Raw genomic sequence first — 22,884 nt, forward strand, 5'->3', positions numbered from 1 at the left:
TATGAAAAATGGTTTCAAATGGTGAAACTATTATTTATTCGATTTATCTCAAAATTCTGCGTAAATTATCTCGGCGCGCATCAAAAAATGTCTGCTTTGCATTATACATAAATGAAAATAATTATCATTCAATTATTGTGTTTTTATATAGTACCGCCCCCAAACCAATTGAGATAAAAATTGTGTTCTATTTCACCTTTCCCAAAGCGAGTCGAATATAATACGGCGGTACTTTTAGACTCGAGATATTATGTCCTCGTCAAGCTCTCCCTTGCACTCATCTCCCTCACCCAACTATTCCTTATTCCTGGTTATTTTCTCCCTTGCAGTGGGTAGTTTCTGTATTGGTACTACTGAATTTGTGGCAATGGGATTGATTCAGGAAATCGCTACCGATTTAAACGTTAGTGTGCCACATGCAGGCTATTTCATCAGCGCTTATGCACTCGGTGTCATGGTGGGTGCACCGATTATTGCGATCTTAGGCGCAAAAGTACCCCGTAAGACACTATTGCTTAGCTTGATGCTTTTTTATGGCTTGGCCAATGCAGCAACCGCTTTTGCCACTACACCTGAAGCCATGTTACTGTCTCGCTTTATTGCAGGATTTCCACACGGTGCTTATTTTGGTGTAGCCGCATTGGTTGCGGCTGAACTGGCAGGCAAACAACGCCGTGCCACCGCGATTGCACAAGTGATGATGGGACTCACCATTGCCAATGTCATTGGCGTGCCGATTGCCACATGGTTGGGTCAACAATTTGGCTGGAAATCAGGTTTTGAGTTTTCTGCGGTGATCGCGTTTATTACCCTGATCGGTGTCAGTCTATTTGTTCCCAATATCCCATTGCAGAAAACGGCCAGTATCAAAGCAGAGTTGGCGGGTTTAAAAAATATCAATATGTGGCTGACTCTTGCCGTTGGTGCAATTGGCTTTGGTGGCATGTTCTCGGTGTATAGTTATGTTTCACCGATTCTAACCGAATATACCCATGCCGATATTCGTGTGGTGCCTGTGGCCCTTGCAATTTGGGGTGTAGGTATGGTGATTGGTGGTCTAGTTGCTGGCTGGTTGGCAGATAAAAATCTGTTTAAAACTATTATTGGGATCTTGATCAGTTCGGCACTGGCCTTTGTTGCCGCCAGTTTTATGATGTCCAATCTTTATACAGCAATTGCGGCCCTATTCTTAATTGGTTTTACCGTAATCGGTCTAGGCGGTGCTTTACAAACCCATTTGATGGACATTGCGGGTGATGCACAAACTTTGGCGGCCTCACTGAATCATTCAGCTTTCAACTTGGCCAATGCGCTCGGTGCTTTCTTGGGTGGTTGGGTCCTCAGTCATAATATGGGCTGGTTAGCACCGATTTGGGTCGGTTTTGTATTAAGTTTAGGTGGTCTAGCGATTCTATTGATTGCGCTAGCGTACGCCAAATATTCACAAAAAAATGAATCTGCCGTGTCTTAACGGTAGATTCATTGCATTGGCAGTGACTAGATTAACTCTGCTATTTGTCGATCATGCCATCGAGAGAATAACAATAAGGCTGTGATCGACCCAATCAAGGCAAAAAACATATCTGACTGTGTATCCCACTCATCCCCTTGTGTCCCCAAAAACTCTTCTGCCCCTTGTCCCAAAGACAATGCAGCCGCCCATTCAATCAATTCATAACTGGCACTGATGGCCAATACAATACAGATCACAATAAAGCTCAGCATTTTGCCTTTGCTTAAAATATGGTTGCGAATTAGGATTTCACGCGCAGCTATGGCTGGGACAAAGCCCTGCATAAAATGTCCAATTTTGTCATAAGGATTACGTTCTAAACCAAACCATTGTGCCATTTCAAAACCCAACGGCACACGCGCATAGCTATATGCCCCGCCCACAATCAGCACAATGGCATGCAAGAAAATCAGTCCATATAACAGAGGAGTGAGTGGAAAAGCTTTATAAGTGGCAAATAATAACGGGACCACAATCAATACGGGTATCACTTCAAGCCACCATGTGGTTCGATCAAAAGGCTGAATTCCAGAAATCAGCAGCAAAATGGCTAAAATCGCCGTGCCCAAATACAATAAAGAAATACGCATGATGTTATAAAAGTAGTGATTTATTAAATCCCATCATATAAAAAACCCAAAGGAAGTCCTTCGGGTTTTTGTTATAAAATCAGCAGATTGAATTTTTATTTTACGGCATCTGCCACTTCTTTCAACATGTCCTTCATGCCATCCAAACCATTGTTCATTAAATACCAGTTACTTGAATCTAGATAAACAATATTGCCATTTTGCGCGGCTTTAGTTTGGTTGATAATCTTATTATTCAAGACCTGTTTTGCACCTTGCTGATTTTCAGTAATTGCAGCACCGCGGTCAATCACGAATAGATAATCTGGATTTTTCTGAGCGATAAATTCATGCGACACCGCCATACCATGCAAGCCCACTTTGATTGAAGGATCTGAAGGAGTAAAACCATATAGATCATGGATATTACCGAAACGTGAGCCTGGCCCATAAGCTGCAATTTTGCTGTTATTGACCAAGATCACTAACGCTGTTTTACCCTTAGTCTTGGCTTTTAATGCGTTAATGTCTTTTTCTAAAGTTTGCAACTGTTGCTCTGCTTCTGGCTTTTTACCCACCATTTCAGCGATATTTAGGGTTTGCTGTTTAAAGGAATTAAACTGATCGTTGTAATCCACATCAACAAAATAAGTCGGCGCAATCTGTTTAATCTGCCCCATCAGATTTTCCATACGGCCACTCATGAGAATCAGCTCAGGCTGACTGGCTGCAATTTTTTCCAGATTCGGTTCTTTGGCTGTTCCAATATCCAGATACTTCCCATCATTAAAATCTTGCAGTACTTTCGGTAAGGGCGTGCCTTTGGGTAAGGCCACCACTTTATCACTCGCACCCAAGGCATGAATGGTATTTAGGGCATTGGTATCCAGTACCGCAATACGAGACAAGTTTGCAGGAATCGTGATCTGACCAGCCTTACTATTAAAGCTCAAACTATCCTGTGTCGCAGTAGCATTTACGTCCTGTTTTGCCGAAGGTGCTTCGGAATTACCACATGCAGCCAAGACCACACTCAGCATCATGACTGGCAATGTTTTTTTGAAAAGCATAACGAACTCCTAACTAATAAAATACAAACCTAATTTGTGCTGTTGAACCTGTTGAATCGGGATATGAAAATCAAAAATATCATTGAGAATGCGTTCATCCATCATCTGCTGTGGATGACCTTGATAGACCAGTTGCCCTTCTTTCATGGCAATGATGTGATCGGCATAGACCGAGGCAAAATTGATGTCATGAATTACCACAATGATGGATTTGCCATGATTTTCAGCCAGATCTTTTAACACCTTCATAATCTGTGAAGAGTGCTTCATATCCAGATTATTCAAAGGTTCGTCCAGCAAAATATAATCGGTGTCTTGTGACAGAATCATGGCGATATAAGCACGCTGACGTTGACCACCTGACAGCTCACTCAATTGGCGATGGCGTAATGCTTCTAAATCCATATAGGCAATGGAACGATCAATCACCTCACGGTCTTCCTGCGTTAGGCGGCCTTGCGAATAGGGAAAACGACCAAATGACACCAAATCTTCAATACTCAGTCGTAACTCGGTGTGGTTGGACTGTTTTAAGATGGCCAGTTTTTTTGCAATCTCGGCACTTTTCATTTGGCGTAGATCCTGTCCATCCAGCAAAACTTGTCCTTGATCAGCCTCGATTAGACGGCTCATAATCGAAAGCACGGTACTTTTTCCCGCGCCATTCGGGCCAATAAAAGCCGTAAACTGACCTTTGGCAATACTGAGTGAAAGCTCTTGTACCACCTGCTGTTGCTGATAGCTTTTGCTTAAATTCTTTAGCTCTATTGCCATTTTTTATTTTCCTTCAGTAATATCCAGAAGAAATAAATTCCACCGACAAAATTAATGATCACACTGAGCGTGGTTTTAAGATTCAATAGATGTAATACGATGAATTGCCCAATCATCAGACACAGGATGCTGACCAAAATAATGCCGACTAATAAGATGTGATGTTGATGGGTCTTGAACAGCTCAAGGCTAATGTTGAGGACCAGCAAACCAAGGAACATCATCGGGCCTGCCAAGGCTGTCGCAGAAGCCAATGCCAATACCACCAGAATCAATAGCGAGCGGCTGGTCTTGTCATAATACAGACCCAAATTCAGAGCATGATCGCGTCCCAACGCCATCACATCCAACTTGTGATAATGCTTTAAGCTGTAAAATAGAATCGGCACAATGGTCAGTAAAGACAGTCCAACAGTTTCCATTTTCACCACATTAAAACTGGCAAAACCGGCATAGGCTGCAATCTGAAATTCATCAGGATCGAGCAAGACTTGAAAGAAAGTGGTCATGTTGTCGAATAAAGTCGAACAGATCAGCCCGACCAACAACAGGAAGTAAATATTTTGCTGTGCAACTTTCTTGAAAATAAAGCGATACAACAATAAGGCAAAGCTCAGCATTAACACCAAGCTGATCAAATAATCCAAGACAAAGTTAAATGACAGCAAGGTGCTGGCACCAAAGAAATAAATAATCTTGGTCTTGGATAGTTCATATAATTTATCCAATCCTAATGCCTGCGGTGTCACGACCCGATTATTGACAATGGTATGAAATACCAAAGTCGACACCCCTACAGCAACGCCAGCGACAATGATTGCGGTAACTGTTTTTAAACGCAGACCGAGTGCATATTGCCATGTCACACCTAAGCCCCAACCCAAATACAAGGCAATGCTGAGGATAGTTAAAAAGGCTAAAACAATGAGCTTGGTTTTATGTGGCATAGCGGTATCTCCTGAGCAATAACCACAGGAAAATCACACTACCAACGATGCCCATAATCAGGCTCACCGACACCTCATAGGGATAGATCACTACCCTACCAAAAACATCACACAGCAGAACTAGCAAAGCACCCAGGAGCGCCGTATGTGATAAGGTTCGGCGGATATTGTCACCTAGATATAAGCTGACCAAATTCGGTACGATCAGCCCAAGAAACGGAATCGCACCCACGGTCACAATCACCACACCGGTAATCACCGAGACCAGAAGCAAACCCAGAAATAAGGTCTGTTTATAATTCAGTCCAAGATTGGTGGCAAAATCCTGTCCCAAGCCTGCCAAGACAAAACGATTGGCAAAGATATAAATCAGAATCAAGACAGGAATACTAAGATAAATCAGCTCATATTGACCATTTAAAATGGTGGAAAAGTCACCTTGCAACCACCCCGCCAAGTTCTGCAATAAATCCATTTGCAAGGCGATAAAGGTGGTAAAGGCTGAGATAATACTGCCAAAAATCATCCCCACCAGAGGAACAAAGACGGTATCTCGATGCTTGAGGGTTGCCAGAATGCTCATAAAGGCCATTGCCCCGATCAGTGTCACAGTTATGGCAAAACCTGTTTTTACAAAAATTGAAGCACTCGGTAGCAAGATAATCGAAACCAATACACCTAAACGGGCACAGTCATATAAACCTGCGGTGGTTGGAGAAACGAAACGGTTGCGACTGAGTGATTGCATAATCAAACCGCAGACGCTCAGGCCCGCGCCAGCCACAACAATTGCCATAAGACGCGGCAAACGACTGGTCCAGAACAATTGCCAATCCTGTGGATTGCCTGCCCACAAACCAGCAAGACTCATCTCGCCTACACCGACAAATAGGGAAATCAATGCCAGTGGAAGCAATAATAAAATTAGATAACGCCGCTTAATCATGTTGGGAGAACTTCATAGTATGCTTAAACTTAAAAGAAGCTTAAAAATTACAAAACATTTAACAAGAAACTATCACAAATGATAAAGATTATTGTTAACTTTTTTAAATGAAATGATATCTGCGTGAAGTAACGCTTAATGAACTGAACTTTTAATTTTTAATAAAAAGCCCTAAGTCTCAGTATTACCGAGCTTTAGAGCCAAATCGAGTGTCGCCTCATCCGAATAAATAGCTAAGCATTACCAACTTATACTGAAGCCTTAGGCTACATTTTTATAATAAATTTCAAATTATTCAGGAAGCTTTTCACCACAGTGTGGGCAGTAACGGCACAGTTTCTTTTCCTGCTCCTGATCTTCTAGCAACTTTTCTCTGACCAGTTGCATAATAATTTCATGGGTCTGCTCTTTGGGTAAACCGACCTTTTTGCGAATCCGTTCAATTTCCACTTGATCATGCAACAGATCCAAACCTTTGGCCTGTAATACTTCCCTAAACTCCTGTTCCAATCGCTGATTACGCATATTTAATTCATTGGCAAGGCCAGAAGCCAAAATACCCGCAGGTAAAGCGGCAATACCGACGCCAAGAATGGTAATGAATGCACCAAGTATCCGACCCAAGTTAGTTACTGGTGTTACATCGCCATAACCAACCGTGGTTAAGGTAACTACTGCCCACCACATCGATTGTGGTATTGAACTAAACGCCTCAGGCTGGGCTTTATTTTCCACCACATAAATCGCTGATGCCGTCATCACGATCATAATCACCAAGATAAAAATGACCGCTTGGAATGAGCCTTTTTCGCGTTGAATCACGCGCAATAGAATTTGCAGGGAAACAAAATATCGGGTCAGTTTTAGTAAGCGAACCAAGCGTAAGACCCGTAAGAAACGCAAATCGATCGGAACAATGAAATTGAGATAAGCAGGTAAAATCGCCAATAAGTCGATAATTGCCCCACCACTTTTCATCCAGCGAATCCGCTGTTTCCATGCATCCTCTTGTGGTTCTTCCTCAACAATACTCCAGAGCCTGAGCAGATATTCCCCACTAAAAATCATGATCGAGAGATTTTCAAAGATATCGAAATAAGGCTTGTACAGTTGATAAAATTCGTTGACGGACTCCAACAAAACCGCAGCAACGTTGCCAATAATCAAGGCAATCAATAGATAGTTTACGCAGGTGCTGACCGTACTTTTATAGTCATCATTGTGCAAGTTGTCATAAACAAAGCGTCTTAATTGCTGCCATGAAAATTGAGTCATACCATACTTATTGTTTGATCAAGTAAGCTGAAAATGTAGCATGATGCTTTCATATTTAATAAGGGATTTTAACCTTAAGCCTTATTTTCTCGTTTAAAAAAAATCATTCTTCACTTCATTGCGCTATATAACGCTGTTTCAACAAAACTTTCTTTGCAGTTTATTGCTCGCTTCAACGATAATAAAAGCTTAGTGGTTATTTTCTTTAACGATTCATTCATAAAGAACTATAAATTTTATTAAACCCGTACAACAAGGGGAAATTACATGGGATTTAAAGCTCTCCCGACGCTGATCTCTTTATTTATTGCATTAATTATCTGGTTCGTCATTCCTGTGCCTACAGGTGTTGATCCTGATGCATGGCATTTACTCGCAATGTTTGTCGGTGTGATTGCCGCCATTATTGGTAAAGCCATGCCGATTGGTGCGATTGCGATTATTGCCATTACATTGGTCGCCGTGACAGGTGTTACCAACGATAGCCCAAGTGGTGCCATTCAAGATGCGCTCAGCAGTTTTGCTAACCCGCTGATCTGGTTGATTGGTATTTCAATCATGATTTCTAAAGGCTTGCAAAAAACTGGATTGGGTGCACGCTTAGGCTATTTATTTATCGCAGTTTGGGGCAAGAAAACCATTGGTATCGGTTATAGCATGGTACTGTCTGAACTGATTCTTGCACCAGTTACCCCAAGTAATACTGCACGTGGTGGTGGGATTATTCACCCGATTGTACGTGCAATTTCTACCAGTTATGACTCTGACCCTGCCAAAGGCACCGAAGGTCGTATGGGGAAATTCTTAGCTTTGGTCAACTATCAAGCCAACCCAATTACTTCTGCCATGTTTATTACCGCAACCGCTCCTAACCCTTTGGTGGTTGATCTTGTAGCGAAAGCAACCAACAGTCAGATTTCCTTGAGTTGGAGTACTTGGGCACTGGCGATGTTATTACCAGGTTTAATTGCCTTGATCGTCATGCCGTTGATTATGTACTGGATGTATCCACCTGAAGTCAAAGAAACTCCGAATGCGGCTCAGTTTGCCAAAACCAAGTTAAAAGAAATGGGGCCTGTCAGCAAAAATGAAATCATTATGCTTGGCGTATTTGGGATTTTACTGCTGTTATGGGCAGGTATCCCTGCCATGATCTTCGGTTCAGCTTGGGCGGTTGATCCCACCACGACTGCCTTTATTGGTTTGGGCTTGCTACTGATTACGGGCGTATTGACTTGGGAAGATATCCTGACGCAAAAAAGCGCATGGGATACCATCACTTGGTTTGCTGCCTTGGTGATGATGGCGACTTATTTAAATAAGCTCGGTTTAATCACATGGTTCTCAGGTGTGTTAGAAACAGGGATTGGTCATTTAGGTCTTAGTTGGATGCCTGCCTGTTTATTATTGATGCTTGCTTATCTGTATGCACACTATATGTTTGCCAGTACCACGGCCCATATCACTGCCATGTTTGCGGCCTTCTATACGGCTGGACTGGCGCTGGGTGCACCACCGATGTTATTTGCCTTAATGATGGCAGCAGCTTCGAGTATCATGATGACCTTAACCCATTATGCAACGGGTACATCGCCTGTGGTGTTTGGTTCGGGTTACACCACTCTGGGTGAATGGTGGAAAGCTGGCTTTGTCATGAGTGTGGTCAATATCATCATCTTTGTGGTGATTGGCGGACTTTGGTGGAAAATGCTGGGTTATTGGTAGGATGATTTAGTTTAAAAAAAGCCCCTATCAAAGGGGCTTTTTTATGTATGTATTTAAAGAATACTAGGATTATAAGCCCAGACACCGAATAAAATGATAGCAGCTTCATTAATTAGGCTTGATGTCATAAACCCAGTTTCGTGCTTGTTGATCCGTCGTCGTTTCGCAGACGTAGTAATCTTGATGCCATGAGTCTTGATGGAAAATTTCCTTTTTGTGGTAGCTTACTTGTTTGCCATTTTCAATACAGATAAAACTGTCACCTTGATCTTTCACAGCTGAACCATTAAGAAATCCACCAATACATAAGAAGCGGGATTGTTTCGCCATTGAGTTGAATCTACTTTTAAATCATTCATTTTCGATGATTAAACGATGGATTATTTGAACTGTAAAGACAAAATTGCTAGACCATCTCAATTTAAATTACTGGATTCCTATATCACAGGATATCACTACAATTTTTTTGATGTATATCTTGGTTTTCAAATTTAGATTAATTAAAAATTATATAAAAAAATAAGGGCTGATTACTCAGCCCTTATTTTTAGCTCACTAAGGTATTAGGTTAATTGAGCTGCTTGGATTTTCTTGGTATCAACTTGATCAGCTTCTTTTGTATATTCGCTCATCTTGTCGAAGTTTAAGTATTTGTAGATGTCAGCAGAAGCGCTGTCGATTTGCGAAGCGTACTGTTGATATTCTTCTGGGCTTGGTAATTTACCAAGAACCGCAGCTACAGATGCAAGCTCAGCAGAAGCCAAGTAAACGTTCGCACCTTGACCTAAACGGTTCGGGAAGTTACGTGTAGAAGTCGATACACATGTTGTGTTCGGTGCTACACGTGCTTGGTTACCCATACACAATGAACAGCCTGGCATCTCTGTACGTGCACCAGCACGGCCATAGATGTTATACAAACCTTCTTCCATCAATTGATGCTCGTCCATACGCGTTGGTGGAGCCAACCATAAACGAGTAGACAATGAACCACCAGGTACTTTGTCAAGTAGCTGACCCGCTGCACGGAAGTGACCGATGTTAGTCATACAAGAACCGATGAATACTTCATCAATCTTGTCGCCTTGAACGTCGGAAAGAAGTTTTGCGTCATCTGGATCGTTCGGGCAGCAAAGAATTGGTTCTTTGATGTCAGCAAGATCGATTTCGTAAACTTTTAAGTATTCTGCATCAGCATCAGCTTTTAACAAGCTTGGGTTATCTAACCACTTCTGCATGTTTTCAGCACGACGCGCCATAGTACGCGCATCGCCATAACCTTCAGCAATCATCCACTTCAACATGGTGATGTTAGAACGTAAGTATTCAGCAACTTTCTCTTCAGAAAGTGTGATTGAACAGCCAGCAGCAGAACGCTCAGCAGATGCATCAGAAAGTTCGAATGCTTGCTCAACAGTCAAGTCATTTTCCATTTCTGATAAGTCAATCTCAAGGATACGACCCGAGAAGATGTTTTTCTTACCTTTCTTCTCTACAGTTAAGTCACCCGCTTGAATCGCGTAGTAAGGAATTGCATGTACAAGGTCACGTAAAGTGATACCAGGCTGCATTTTACCTTTGAACTTAACAAGTACAGACTCAGGCATATCAAGTGGCATAACGCCAGTTGCAGCTGCGAACGCAACAAGACCAGAACCCGCTGGGAATGAAATACCAATTGGGAAACGTGTGTGTGAGTCACCACCAGTACCAACAGTATCTGGAAGTAACATACGGTTTAACCAAGAGTGGATAATACCGTCACCTGGACGTAAAGATACACCACCACGGTTCATGATGAAGTCAGGTAATGTATGGTGAGTTGTTACGTCAACTGGTTTTGGATACGCAGCAGTGTGACAGAAAGACTGCATCACTAAGTCAGCTGAGAAGCCCAAGCATGCCAAGTCTTTTAACTCATCACGCGTCATCGGACCTGTTGTATCTTGAGAACCAACAGTCGTCATTTTAGGTTCACAGTAAGTACCCGGACGGATACCTTGACCTTCTGCTAAACCACATGCACGGCCAACCATCTTCTGTGCTTGGGTGAAACCTTTACCAGTGTCAGCAGGTTGTACTGGAGTACGGAACAATGTAGAAGGTGCAAGACCTAATTCTTCACGCGCTTTCGCAGTCAAACCACGACCAATGATCAAGTTAATACGACCACCAGCACGTACTTCGTCTAAAAGTACAGGGGTTTTAAGCTCAGCTTCTGCAATTTGTGCACCGTCTTTAAATGCAGTTACTTTTGCAGCAGCGTGATCAATTTTCAATACAACTTCGTCACCCATGTTCATGTTGGCAACGTCGATTTCTACAGGTAATGCACCTGCATCTTCCATTGTGTTAAAGAAAATTGGCGCGATTTTAGAACCTAAGCACACACCACCATCTTTTTTGTTTGGAATGTGTGGAAGTTCGTCACCGAAGAACCAAAGTACAGAGTTCGTTGCGGATTTACGAGAAGAACCTGTACCAACAACGTCACCTACGTAAGCAACTTGGTTGCCTTTCGCGATCAATTCTTTGATTTGGTTTAATGGACCAACTTCACCTGGTTTTTCAGGGTTAATACCGTCACGCTCGTTTTTCAACATTGCGTTTGCATGTAATGGGATGTCTGGACGGCTCCAAGCGTCTTGAGCTGGAGACAAGTCATCCGTATTGGTCTCACCTGTTACTTTGAACACAGTGATTTTGATTTCTTCTGGAACGTCAGCACGGCTTGTGAACCATTCTGCATCAGCCCAAGATTGTAATACTGCTTTAGCAGCAGCATTGCCTGCTTTTGCTTTGTCAGCTACATCATGGAATGCATCAAATACAAGAAGTGTTTTCTTTAACGCTTCAGCCGCTAATTCAGCAAGCTCAGCATTGTCTAGAAGTTCAACAAGTGGTGCTACGTTATAACCACCAAGCATTGTACCTAGTAAGTAAACTGCACGTTCTTTAGATACGAGTGGAGAGGTTGCTTCGCCTTTTGCAACAGCAGCTAAGAAAGCAGCTTTTACATATGCAGCTTGGTCAACACCTGCTGGAACACGATTTTCTAGTAAATCTACTAAATAAGCTTCTTCACCTGCTGGTGGATTTTTTAATAAGGCTACGAGTTCAGCAGTTTGAGCATCATCAAGCGGCTTCGGTGGGACTCCGAGTGCGGCACGTTCTTCAACGTGTTGGCGGTAAGCTTCTAGCACAGTGTTATTCCTCTTTTTTAAAAAATTACTTGTAAGTTCCAGCTTGCTACAAGCTTTACAAGTAATGTGGACAGCAAAATTTTACTAGACTTCGCGTTAAATGTTAATGCAACTACCGTATTTCTACGTGATGCCCATTATTTTATAGCGAAATGTTCATCCCTTGGAAATACCGCTTTGGTCTTAGGTTAAAGTCTAATAAAACAATAAATTACACCCATAAAAAAAGACAAACGGTGTTGTCTTTTTTATATACACATTAAAAAAGTTTATAGTTAGGCAGCTTGTCATGTGGGGTAACCAAGCATTCTTCCATAAACTGTTTCTTTAAATTCTCACGTAATGCTTCTGGATCTTTTTTCAGTTGATCGGCAGGAAGTGCATAAACTGTGTCCAAAATTTTAAAGATAAACTTACGTGTGGTCTCATCTTCAATCTTTGCCGCATATTCCGTTGCTTGTTTTTGCTCAATTCCATTTTGACGATCTAGTGTAATCGAACGTGCAGCGTTACCCACACTGACACAATAGCCATGCCATTGTTCTTCAGGGGTTAACGGCTTTTTCTCAGCACAACCAGCCAAAACTAAACCTATTGCAATAAACAAAACTTTTTTCATCATCATACTGCGGCTAATTTGATGCACACATCATACTGAAACTTGTTTATTTTGCAAAAGGAAGCCTTTAAAACCATGCTTTCCGTAATAAAAACATACAAATCATTTGCTACAGCGCATGTTATTGCCTAACTTTTGACACTTTCCTCCATTGGCAGACAGATATGTCGTTCCTGCGACGAGATTATAGGACTTACCTTTCATATCCCAACATCTGACCCCATTGCAGTTTTTGACGGCGATAAGCACGTCACTTGTCGCAGTAAGATTACTTGTGGCTGTTGTGGTCGTCGTTACAGGTTTGGTTGGTGTTGTTGCTGTAGTTGCAATCACTGTTGTGATTTTTGGCTCTTTCGGTGCCGTTCCAGTTTGAGCAGTCGGCTGTTGTACTGTGGTAGCGCTATTCTTTTTAACTGGATCGAGCTGAGGTTCTTGTCTCTGTACAGGTTGGGGCGTTGCTGAATAAGTGGTGACGCCTTTGGCATCGACCCACTTATAATATTCCTTGGCATTGACTTGGAGTGTCGAACTGAAGAGCACTAAGCCAAGCACTGCCCAAAGCTGACCAAAAGTGACAGATTTCATTTATTTCCTCCAAAAAATGTCATAAAATCGTTTATTTTCAATAGTTTATATTAATTCTATCACAATTCTTGTTTTCTAAAACCATCCGCTATGAAATCTGTTTAAAAATTCGCTCAGACCATTAACACATCTGTCCTCATTAATTTTTATGTGGATGCTTTTTTGGGAGGTTCAAGTAGTGTTACAACCATAAAAAAGAGGAACTATTTCAGCGAAATAATTCCTCTTTCTGATTCTAAACTAAACGTACAGTTAGAACCTCCAATTGTAGAATACGTCAATTGCACGTTCTAAGGACTGGCTTGCTTCCAGATATAAACGACGGTTCATCTGATAACGCAAGGTCAACTTATTCACTGGGGTAAATACACCAATACCATAACGAATAAAAAGATCAGGCGTAATATAACCTGTCAGACTCACCTGCGTATCATCACCTGTACCCTGTGCGTCCAATGCCAAACCACTCAAACCAAAGGTTCGACCAATCTGGTTGGTCAAGGCACGCGTACCGCCTAAGCCCATACTGATACCCGCAGCAGCAATGGTGTTATTCACGTCAGACTTAAAGCCTTCAGTATTACTTAAACCACTGTTACCTTCATTAATACGACCTGTGAGTAAGGCATTCAAGGCTTCTTGCTCAGACAAACCTGCATCGTTATAAATCTGAATATTCGGCACAGTGGCTGTACCTGTGACACGTACGCCGACCATACTACCTTGAACCGGTTTATTGGCATCAATATCCAACGTCGGGTTGGCCAATGGTCCATTGAAACGTGCAATCGCTCGATTCAAATCAAGACTTTGACCATAGGCTTCAATCTTCACTTTTTGACTGACACCAATCGCACCATTGGCACGCATTGCAGTTTCTAAACCACGTTGCGATAAGTGCAAACGACCGACCAATGGAATGGTACTTTCAAAACCTTGGAAAATAACTTGGTTGCCTAAAGTCACAGTCATATCGGCACGGATATCCCACGGTTTAGCCGCTTTTAAAGTCGCCAGCAAGTCTTGGCCTTGTTGAACCACACGTACATCAGGTGACAAGTTCACCACCGTTGCAGAACTTTCTGGCATCGAAATACGTGCACGTGGTACATCAATTTTCCCTTTCAGGCTTAATCGCTGATCAAAAGGATAAACATCCAAACTTAAATCAGGTTCTACAATCGCCGTGATCATCGGGGCTTGGCGTACCAATAGGTTGTCGCCTTTCAGGGTCAGATTTAAATGTGGGTCATTCTTCCAATCAAAATTACCCTTCAAACGCCCAACACCCTGACCACTATTAAATGCACCATCAATACTGGCAGATTGTTGACGTATTGAGGAATAAAGCTGGATATTGCTTAAATTCACAGGCAGAGAGATCATCGAAATTGCGCCATTTTTCAAGCGCATCTCACCGACAAACTCAGGTTGAGTCAAGGTTCCATTCATTTTACCAGCCAAAGCCAAAGTCCCTGACATTGAACGTACGTCTTTAATAAACGGCTTAAAGACTTTCAACTGCACATCATTAAATGCAACTTCACCGCGCATTGGCATATTGGCTTGATATGGGTTGACAATCACATTGGCATAACCGGTACCAATGTCAGGTGTTTTCATATCAACACGTAACAACAAACCTTCACTGATGCTTTTTGCAATCAGACTCAACTCATCATAAGTGACCGTTGTAGCAGGATCTTGTGGATCATCCGCCGCCAATCCGATTTCACCTTTCTGAGTGACTAAACGAGCATCTAGTTTCGGATGACTACCCTGAGCCCAAGATGCTTTGGCATAACCATTAAGCTGACCTGTGACCGCCAAACCTTCAGGCATAAATGCGGTAAAGTCTTTTAAGTCCAGATTTTTGGTAATAAAGGAGAAGCTACCTTTGGCTTTGCTAAGGCGTGCAGGCTGATCCAGACATAACTGACTGCTCGAACTCTGCCAGCAATGTTGACCAACATACAATTCCTGTTGCGCCGTGGTATAGATAATCGGCGCACTTTGGTTTTGTACCAAACTGATATTACGCGAAGTAAAGTTACCTTTTTGCAATTGGCCTAACCAGTCGTTCTTCGGATTAAAACCACCCGCAAGTTGCAGATAGAAATTCGATTGACGGTTTTTGCTCTCCACCTTCAACACATGTGCCTTGCGTGTTCCTGCCAAGTTTACTGTTGCTTGTTCAATTTCACGATTGCCATTACGCAAACGATCTAAAGTTGCAGTCAGTTGTGTTGGAGTGGTTTCAGAAGTCGGTAATTCACCTTGCACTTTTAATGAACGAATCGTCACCAAATCATTAAAGGCAAAATTATCAACCATCATATTCGCAGTTGCTTTTAGGCGTGGCTGCGACTGCACATTTAAGCTACCGTATGCACGACCACGTAAGCCTGGGTAAAGCTCATATAAGGCAGGTGCATTCAACTTAATACGTAAGTTTTGCGCATTGCCTGTGGCTTGCAACTGGTTCTGTGCATAAGCAAAGAATAAGTCGTTGGCTTCGAATTGTTGTGGCAAGAAACCTTCTTGGTTCGAATCAAGCAATAAACTCAGATTACCGCGACCACGAATTGGTTTGTTATTCAGGAAACCTGCAACATTGAGCTGACGGATATCAATACGTTTCAATTTATCGGACCAAACACCAAGTGTTTTAACTCGTCCAGAGACTTCACCTTTGACACTAGAAACAAAATACTGCGGCTTAAAACGTACCAGCGAGGCATCAATATCCCAGCCAAGTTTATCTTTGAGATTAACAGCACCCGTTGCATAGATTTTGCCTGCCACACCATCATGATTAAGTTCATTGATCTTGATGTAATCAGGCGTACCTGCAACCTTAATCTTTAATACGCCGTTACCTTGGTTTAATGCATTTAAAGAGCCATCATAATTGACTGCAAAACTCTTAAATCCACCACCTGCTTTTTCGTCATTAAACATCAAGGCAGCCGTACTTTTCCCTTTGAGGGCAATCGTTTCTGTTTTATTGTCTTGTGGTAATTGCCCTATTAAATCAATCTGTTCAAGCTGAATAATTTGTTGATTCGGTTTGGCAAAACCAGTTGCTTTTATTTCACCATTTAATAAGTTAATCGGTGCAGCAGCGGCAATTGTTTGCGGATTAAAATCCTGAGCTTTAAGCTGAGCTTGCCATGAAAGCTGTTGCTTTTCGTTAGGCAACTTAACTTTAGCCTGTCCCGACAAGCTGCCTTTTTCCGCCTCATAGCGGAAGCTTTCCACATCTAATAGATCGCCTTTTACATCTAAACGCGCATCATATTTTCCTGTTGGTAACAAAGCTTGTTCATGAGGACGAATCGTGGTTGTCAGATAGATGTCTTGCCGACCTTCATTTAAGGTCAGGTTAGTATGACCTTCTTCACTACTGAGCCAGCCAATATATGGCATAGCACGATCAATCCCTTTCCATGAAACATCCAGCAACATTGGTTGTGCTTTATTATCTTTTTCTTCCGCTTGGTCTAGCTTAACCGCCCAAGTTTCAAATTTATCAAATGCAAGTTGTGCGTTCAGCACCAAGCCTTTTTCCATTGAACCTGTAGAACTTAAATTCGCATCCAAGTTTGGTGGCAAGAAATCTTGTGCAATTTGCGGTACGGTTTTGTCTTTCGGATCCAAACGTTCTAAACGACCTTTAACATCCCAAGACACATGATCATGCCAGTTTACAAAACCCAGTAAGCTGACCACACCGCCCATCAACTGGCCATTAAACTCACGGATATTCAATTGGTGAGTTAAATCAGTATCCATCTGTGCTGTATATTGACCCTCCGGCACTTGCTCGCCTTTTAGGTCTGTATCCAACGTTAAAATCAGTTTTTGGATATCCCCATTAAATTTCGCAATACCATCCTTAACAAACAACTTTTGATCTTTCAGTAATGGCAAATGATAGTTTTTAAAGAATAACTCACCATTCATCGGTACATGATCACGAACTGGATGGACGACTGCCCAACCTGTGAGCAGGTCTGGGGTACGTGTTGCAACTCCTACTTTTAAGGTATCTAAAGAACCTCTAGCAGCAACTTTAATGACATCAATATCTAGGCTTTTGAGTGATGGAATAATCAGATCTGCTTTGGCATTGATTGGATATTTTCCACTAAAGTCCATTTCTCCCGTTGCATTTTGGACGGCCAAATACTCCATTTTCATGCGAGAGTCTTTGAACTTTAATTTTGTTTCTGACCATAAAGCATCTTTTAGATAGATATCGCTAAAATCGACTTTAGATGTTGTGGTTTGAAGTTGCAAATGGTCTAGGCTGGCTTCATCAACACGCAATACAAAAGGAAGTTTGATTGGATCAAATCCAAAAGGTTTACCTGATGGTGGTTTCTTATCAAGAATTTTTAGATTACGAACATCGGCATGGCTAAGGTGTACTTCTTTCTTAAGAATTGCTCTCCACCCTAAAGACACATCGGCACGGTCTAAAGAAACGTCAATTCCTTCCAGTCGTACCAACACATTTTTTAAGATAATGCCTGAAAGCAGATTACCGCTTTCATATTCGTATTTAATGGTTTTCTGGCTTTGAAGTACACGGTCTAATAGAAAACGGCTCCCCTTATCCGTTGACATCATCACAACCAAAGAGCTGACCAATAATAAAAGAATGATCAGCACAATCAGCACAACATTTCGAGCAATGCGCCGCGGTGGTCTTGGTTTTGTTGGAGGGGTAAGTTGCTGTTCTACTTCCGTCATAATCAACCCGAGATTGTTTGCCCTGATCAAACACAGGGCTAAAAAGTTTTAAAGCTGTGGACCAATAAAGAAATGCAATCGAATTGGATTGTTATCATTAGAAATACCAGATGCGATATCTAATCGAATTGGTCCAATTGGTGATCTCCAGCGGATACCTACACCCACACTATATTCTGTTGGGTTGCTAAATTGTTTGTCATACGCGTTACCGAAGTCCGAGAACACAGCAGCACGCCAGCCATCTTTAAATTGATAATTATATTCTATAGAGCCAACCCCTAAGGCTTGACCACCTATCTTATAGCCGTTTTCTTCAGGTGATAAGCTCTTATAGTCGAAACCACGCAAAGACTGATCACCACCAGTAAAGAAGCGCAAGTTATAAGGAACTTTATTAAAGTCATCGGTGAAAATATAACTTGCATCGCCACGACCGACAAATTGATGATTGTCATTTTCACCCAAGGAATAGATGAAGCGCCAACCTGCACTTACAATTGCCATATTGGCATCGGAGAGTAAAGATTCAGTCCCCAATTCGACTTTATAAGTCTGTTTAAATCCACGGGTTGGATTTAAACGGGTATTGGTATTGGTTTTTGATGCTTCATAACCCAATAGCAAAGATTCTTGCTCAGAATCAATTCCTGAAACTTTAAAAGCATCAGGTAATTCATCAACATTGACATCACCTTTTTTGGTGAGGCGGTCTAAACGATAACGTAAACCAAAAGTATGTTGCCAATCACCCAATGGATTCTTAATTACACGCTCACCACCCAGTACCGCTGATTCAACCAATAAGTTGACATCTGGACCAATATCGTCACGGGTTTCACGTTCATAACCGCCGACAAGGTTAAAGTAGTCATTTAATGGATGCTTATAAGGAATGCTATAACGACCATCAATCGATTGACGGATTTCTGAAACCTCAACGTTGGCATCGAAAGAATGCCCATATTTATTGACGATGGCACGGCGGTACTGAGTACGAATACGTGCACCCGTATCTGTCCCATAACCAATACCTGTTTCAAGACTATTTAAACGGTCGGCATTCAGCGTCACCACGACAGGAATTTTGCGTTCTACCCGTGCTTGCTCTTCGAGTTTTTGACGTTCTTCATCGTCATCATCATGTACAGGCGGCATTGGCATTGAACGAGCCAAAGCAGGTTGTGCAGGTTCAGCACCTGAAAATTGCGATTCATCCACGACATCCTGCGTCACTTCTTGCGCAGAGGTAATTTTTGCACGCGCAATATCTGCTTTTTGTTGACTGCTCATCAATTGTGATTCTTGCACACGTTGCTGATCAACCAAAGCTTGCAAGTCAGGTGGTAAATCAAGAGGCGGTTGAATGGCATCCGGCTTGATCGTATCAACCAAGGTATAGTTAAAATAACGCGAGTTGGTTAAGTTGTTCGCCAATGCATTGACACGCCAGAAGGCATAATCATCACCTTCTTTCCATGGTGCCAAACTATCTAAAACCTTCTGAGTGAGTGGCAAAGGCTTGCTCGGATCACTCATCCGATATTCAACTTGCTTTAATTTATAACGCTCACCTGTTTCATAATTTAAATTAATCTCGGCCGTTTTTTCAGGCTGACTAATTTTGACATCATGCAATCGCCAAAATGCATCAAAATAACCATTGTCTGAAGCCACCGTGGTGATTTTAGTTTTGGTTGCTTCATATGAACCATGATTAAAAATATCGCCTACATCTTGCTCTGGAATTAAGCGAATCACTTGGAATTGTGGTGTATTGGCGCCTGCACCAGTGAATTCAATATTTTGTTCTTTAATTTTAACGGGTTCATTTGGAACCACAATCACCTTAACTTTGCTGTCGCTCTCTTTTACAAAAGTATAAGTTGCATTGTAATAACCGACTGCCTGTGCTGCCTGATTAGTGAGTGCACGAAGTTGTGGTAAAGCGACATTAAATTCCTCAAATGATTCTTGAGTAAAACTTGAGAGCTTTGCCTTAATATTGAGGGCAAGAATAGGCGGTGCACCGCTCACATCCGCTGTAATACGTGGAATTTTATCGGTATTTAATAAGTTTTCTGGTCGGAAGCGATTTACAATTCGCTTAAAGAATCCAACTTTTTCCTGTGGTTGATCAGACTTAGGCTGCAAATCAGCTAATGTTTTACCTGTTTCATTGGCCTCAACCACAATTTTACTGTCTGCTTGAATCTCACCCATCAATTGGTCAATATTCAGCGGCGCTTGCTTGATTTCAGTCAGCTCCGTCTGTGATGCATCAGCAATGATAGGTTCAGGATTTCTTGCCGTATTTTCGCGATATGCTTGTGCTTCATTTTTCGCATCTTCAGCAACACGGAAGATTTCATTTGCCATACCTTGATCCACTGGAATCACAGGCAAATTTTCTAAATTGTCATCCAACTGAATCGGTTTCAATTCGTTAATTTGGTTAGTGGATTGTTCTTGTTCTTTTAATGCAGCCAAACTGTCTTGCCCAGGCAATACCCCTTGATCAGCAAGATTGATTGCTGGAACCGTTGGCGCTGCCGCTGCAACGGCTAATTCGACCGGTTGTTCCGTCTGTTCAGCTGCCTGATTTTCAGGCACAGTTGAATTTTGTTCTTGAGCATAAGCAACTGATATACAAGAACTAATTAAGAAACCACTACAAATAAGTTTAGGAAAACCCTGCATTTTAAAAATTAAATGCATAGAATGAACCAGTGTCGACTGTTTAAACTTCGTTTTAGATGACATGTAAAACTCTAAATTTGTTTTTTAATTTATCGTTTTTGATGGGTGAAATAACTTCAAATCTTTGATTTTTCATCCAATCAGACATAGGTATCATACATGCATTTCATCACATTTTTACAGTTCGTCACATTTTTTTATAAATCACAATGAAGTGAACACACGATGAAACAAGACGAGCACTTAATGACTTCGCGTCGGTTCGCCCCGATGTTTTTCACTCAGTTCTTTGGCGCACTTAATGATAATGTTTATAAGCAAGCGCTGCTGTTAGTTATTACCTATGGCTGGATTCAACAACAAAGTGCCCCTGTCAGTACCCTCAATAATTTAGCTGCCTTATTATTTATTTTGCCCTACTTTTTCTTTTCAGCGACTGCTGGTCAAATTGCAGATAAATACGAACGCTCGCAACTAATTCGCTTCATTAAAATATTAGAAATCGTGATCATGTTAATTGGTACTGCTGGCTTCCTGCTTGGAAACTTGTGGTTACTGCTGTTTGCCTTGTTTTTAATGGGCACTCATTCCACCTGTTTTGGCCCAATCAAATATGCGATTTTGCCTGAAATACTAAAACCACAAGAACTCATGTCAGGCAATGCCTTGTTTCAGTCAGGTACATCGATTGCGATTTTACTGGGGATGATTTTAGGTGGTGCCGTGATTGCCACGTCTGAAGGTAATTTACTCTGGATTAGTCTCACCGTCGTTACAATTGCTTGCTTAGGCTATTTATGCAGTCGATTTATTCTCCCACAGAAAGTCGCCGCACCTGATTTAAAAATTGACTGGAACTTTATTCGTACCAGTTTTCAAACCATTAAATATGCCAAAAGCATCCCTGTCGTATTTGTAATTTTGTTGGGTAACTCTTGGTATTGGTTCTATGGCGCAACCTACCTAACCCAGATTCCGCAACTAACTCAACAAAACCTGCATGCTTCGGAAAATGTGGTGAGCCTATTACTCACCTTTTTCTCGGTCGGTATTGGTGTCGGTTCTTTACTTTGCCGAAAAATTGGTGGGTCAGACATTAATATTAAGATGGTGCCCTATGGCGCAATTGGTTTAACCGTTTTCGCGCTATATCTGGCAGCAAGTCTAGCCTTTGTGCCTGAGCGTACGGGTGACTTACTCAGCTTAAAAGATATGTTTACGCTCGGTGCAGTCTATTATCATGTGATGTTGGCAGTGACTTTACTGGGCATTAGTGGTGGATTTTATATTGTGCCACTCTATGCCATGATGCAGGCCTATTCACCACGCTCACATCGAGCACGAGTTGTGGCAGCAAATAATATTTTAAATGCTGTATTTATGGTCTCTTCCGCAATTTTTTCAATTTTAATCTTAAGCATTTTAAAAATTGATATTAAAATCTTATTTACCATTACCGCTGTTTTAAGTGCAATTTTTTCATTTTGGTTATTAAAACGCCTAAAACCTTTATTGGAAAATGCTCCCAATACTTTAGAGGATTAATCTATGCGTCATTACACAGGTCTCGATAAAGTAATTCATTCTTTTGATCAAGCCTTACGTAGTTTGGTACCAGGCGCGACCAGTGCACAACGGACGAATCCCGCCAGTGATGAACCATCACAACTTTGTGTCAGTGATGCCCGTCATGTTGCAGGCTTGATGCGAGTTAATCATAGTGGTGAAGTCTGTGCTCAAGCGCTTTACCACGGTCAGGCATTAACAGCAAAACTACCGCATGTCCGTGAAGAAATGCAGCAAGCCGCGATTGAAGAACAAGACCATTTGGCTTGGTGTGAAGATCGCTTAAAAGAATTAGATAGCCACACCAGTGTATTAAATCCAATTTGGTATGGCCTGTCTTATGGTATGGGGGCAATTGCAGGAATTGCAGGCGACAAATATAGTTTGGGGTTTGTGGCAGAAACTGAACGTCAAGTTAGCCAACACTTACAGGAACACATTCAACAACTTCCTGCACATGATGAACGTTCACGTAAAATTTTAGTCCAGATGAATGAAGATGAATTGCATCATCGCGATACCGCCTTAGAAGCAGGTGGTGTGGACTTACCAGCACCTGTACGGATTACCATGACTGCCATTTCAAAACTCATGACTAAAACCAGTTATTATCTTTAAGTTATCCAAGGGAATT

16 protein-coding genes are annotated in these 22,884 nt (G+C 41.8%); 4 read left to right on the plus strand and 12 right to left on the minus strand.

Features of this window, described 5'->3' with window-relative positions:
- Positions 1-250 precede the first annotated feature (250 nt).
- Complete coding sequence (locus MN869_RS05245) at positions 251-1,471, plus strand: MFS transporter (protein WP_005204315.1); 1,221 nt, start codon at positions 251-253, stop codon at positions 1,469-1,471.
- Positions 1,472-1,497: 26 nt separating this feature from the next.
- On the opposite strand, the gene MN869_RS05250 is transcribed toward MN869_RS05245, so the two are convergent.
- From MN869_RS05250 to MN869_RS05275, 6 genes are all read right to left on the minus strand, one after another.
- Complete coding sequence (locus tag MN869_RS05250) at positions 1,498-2,103, minus strand: DUF2238 domain-containing protein (protein ID WP_033132952.1); 606 nt, start codon at positions 2,101-2,103, stop codon at positions 1,498-1,500.
- Between the two features lie 95 nt (positions 2,104-2,198).
- The gene (locus tag MN869_RS05255) at positions 2,199-3,152 is read right to left on the minus strand and encodes an ABC transporter substrate-binding protein (protein WP_033132953.1); all 954 of its coding nucleotides are present in this window, start codon (positions 3,150-3,152) and stop codon (positions 2,199-2,201) included.
- 9 nt (positions 3,153-3,161) lie between these two features.
- The gene (locus tag MN869_RS05260; RefSeq protein WP_033132954.1) at positions 3,162-3,926 is read right to left on the minus strand and encodes an ATP-binding cassette domain-containing protein; all 765 of its coding nucleotides are present in this window, start codon (positions 3,924-3,926) and stop codon (positions 3,162-3,164) included.
- Positions 3,917-4,873 carry an iron chelate uptake ABC transporter family permease subunit gene (locus MN869_RS05265; RefSeq protein WP_033132955.1) on the minus strand — a complete coding sequence of 319 codons (957 nt, stop codon included), beginning with the start codon at positions 4,871-4,873 and terminating at the stop codon, positions 3,917-3,919. Before MN869_RS05265 ends, MN869_RS05260 begins: the two co-directional genes overlap by 10 nt.
- Positions 4,863-5,819, minus strand: a complete 957-nt coding sequence (locus MN869_RS05270; protein ID WP_033132956.1) for an iron chelate uptake ABC transporter family permease subunit — start codon at positions 5,817-5,819, stop codon at positions 4,863-4,865. Before MN869_RS05270 ends, MN869_RS05265 begins: the two co-directional genes overlap by 11 nt.
- A gap of 291 nt (positions 5,820-6,110) precedes the next feature.
- Positions 6,111-7,094, minus strand: coding sequence for an ion transporter (locus tag MN869_RS05275; protein WP_033132957.1), 984 nt, complete (start codon positions 7,092-7,094; stop codon positions 6,111-6,113).
- 267 nt (positions 7,095-7,361) lie between these two features.
- Here MN869_RS05275 and MN869_RS05280 point away from each other — a divergent pair, with 267 nt between their 5' ends.
- The gene (locus tag MN869_RS05280) at positions 7,362-8,819 is read left to right on the plus strand and encodes a DASS family sodium-coupled anion symporter (RefSeq protein WP_033132958.1); all 1,458 of its coding nucleotides are present in this window, start codon (positions 7,362-7,364) and stop codon (positions 8,817-8,819) included.
- Between the two features lie 108 nt (positions 8,820-8,927).
- Here the strand turns inward: MN869_RS05280 and MN869_RS05285 are convergent, their stop codons facing one another.
- From MN869_RS05285 to MN869_RS05310, 6 genes are all read right to left on the minus strand, one after another.
- A complete protein-coding gene (locus MN869_RS05285; protein WP_033132959.1) occupies positions 8,928-9,149 on the minus strand; it encodes a hypothetical protein in 222 nt (73 codons plus the stop codon).
- A 233-nt stretch (positions 9,150-9,382) separates the two neighbouring features.
- Entirely contained in the window at positions 9,383-12,022 is a 2,640-nt protein-coding gene (locus MN869_RS05290) for a bifunctional aconitate hydratase 2/2-methylisocitrate dehydratase (RefSeq protein ID WP_004653959.1), read from the minus strand.
- Between the two features lie 259 nt (positions 12,023-12,281).
- Positions 12,282-12,641, minus strand: coding sequence for a hypothetical protein (locus tag MN869_RS05295; RefSeq protein WP_005204329.1), 360 nt, complete (start codon positions 12,639-12,641; stop codon positions 12,282-12,284).
- 102 nt (positions 12,642-12,743) lie between these two features.
- Positions 12,744-13,226 (minus strand): DUF4124 domain-containing protein, encoded by a 483-nt coding sequence (locus tag MN869_RS05300; RefSeq protein ID WP_033132960.1) that lies wholly within the window; start codon positions 13,224-13,226, stop codon positions 12,744-12,746.
- Positions 13,227-13,478: 252 nt separating this feature from the next.
- A complete protein-coding gene (locus MN869_RS05305; RefSeq protein ID WP_033132961.1) occupies positions 13,479-17,984 on the minus strand; it encodes a translocation/assembly module TamB domain-containing protein in 4,506 nt (1,501 codons plus the stop codon).
- Between the two features lie 48 nt (positions 17,985-18,032).
- Positions 18,033-20,747, minus strand: a complete 2,715-nt coding sequence (locus tag MN869_RS05310; protein ID WP_033132962.1) for an autotransporter assembly complex family protein — start codon at positions 20,745-20,747, stop codon at positions 18,033-18,035.
- Between the two features lie 162 nt (positions 20,748-20,909).
- On the opposite strand from MN869_RS05310, the gene MN869_RS05315 reads away from it, so the two are divergent.
- Both MN869_RS05315 and coq7 read left to right on the plus strand, forming a co-directional pair.
- Positions 20,910-22,229 (plus strand): MFS transporter, encoded by a 1,320-nt coding sequence (locus MN869_RS05315; protein ID WP_032858926.1) that lies wholly within the window; start codon positions 20,910-20,912, stop codon positions 22,227-22,229.
- Between the two features lie 3 nt (positions 22,230-22,232).
- Positions 22,233-22,868: a 2-polyprenyl-3-methyl-6-methoxy-1,4-benzoquinone monooxygenase gene (gene coq7 / locus MN869_RS05320; RefSeq protein ID WP_005313273.1), complete on the plus strand. Its 636-nt coding sequence runs from the start codon at positions 22,233-22,235 to the stop codon at positions 22,866-22,868.
- Positions 22,869-22,884 lie beyond the last annotated feature (16 nt).

The sequence above is a fragment of the Acinetobacter sp. NIPH1876 genome (genome assembly GCF_022808535.1).
Classification (GTDB): Bacteria; Pseudomonadota; Gammaproteobacteria; order Pseudomonadales; family Moraxellaceae; genus Acinetobacter; species Acinetobacter higginsii.